Origin of the sequence: Thiocapsa imhoffii, assembly GCF_016583985.1 — a bacterium.
GTDB lineage: Bacteria > Pseudomonadota > Gammaproteobacteria > Chromatiales > Chromatiaceae > Thiocapsa > Thiocapsa imhoffii.
This window is the reverse complement of the sequence record NZ_NRSD01000083.1, coordinates 1-685: the sequence shown is the minus strand read 5'-3', so window position 1 is coordinate 685 and position 685 is coordinate 1. Positions and strand designations below refer to the sequence as shown.

At 49.3% G+C, this 685-nt stretch carries 2 protein-coding genes; both read left to right on the top strand.

The window, feature by feature from the left end; translation table 11 throughout:
• Positions 1-33 precede the first annotated feature (33 nt).
• Positions 34-264, top strand: coding sequence for a hypothetical protein (locus CKO25_RS20745; RefSeq protein WP_200389839.1), 231 nt, complete (start codon positions 34-36; stop codon positions 262-264).
• A 201-nt stretch (positions 265-465) separates the two neighbouring features.
• The coding region (locus CKO25_RS20740) for a transposase (protein ID WP_200389838.1) at positions 466-685 on the top strand (220 nt) is incomplete at its 3' end.

Genomic DNA, 685 nt, shown 5'->3' with positions numbered 1-685 from the left:
GTGCTCCGCTAAAATGTCATTCGAGCGCTTGTTATGATGACTTTCGATCAGGATACGATTCAGGCCCTTTTAAATCTTCCTGACCTCGCGATTGACCGGTTGGTTTTAGGTGAACGTAAAACGTTGAGAATTGACGTTCATCGTACCCTGGAAGGAACGCAGTGTCACCGTTGTGGCAAGCCGATTCATCATGCTGATGGTTTGGGCCATGAGATCGAACTTCGACATTTGCCGCGACTCGAATACCGAGTGCTGTTGATCTGACGTCCTAAGCGCGATCAATGTCGCTCCTGCGAAGGGCATCCAACGACAAGTCAAACCCTGTCATGGTATACGCCACGTGCCTCAGTCACAACAGCTTTCGAGCAACAGATGCGTTTGGAATTGATCAACAGCATGCTTGAAGATTTGAGCCGGAAACAGGCCATTGACGTTAATGCGTGACAAGGCATCCTTGATCGTCAGATGAGTGCCACCATCGATTGGAATCCAATTCAAAATCTCGAAGTGGTCGGGATCGATGAGATTGCACTGAAGACAGGACATCGCGATGTTGTTGTGATCAGTTCCGATATCAACGGCATGCTGCAGGTCATCGGACTGCTCAGCGAGCGCACCAAAGCCGCAGTCAAGGCATTTTTTAACAGTATTCCCAAGCGGTTACGACGTACCGTCAAGGTCATCT

Coding starts and splice junctions, on each gene's coding strand:
- CKO25_RS20745 (WP_200389839.1), top strand. CDS start 34: ATGATGACTTTCGATCAGGATACGATTCAGGCCCTTTTAAATCTTCCT.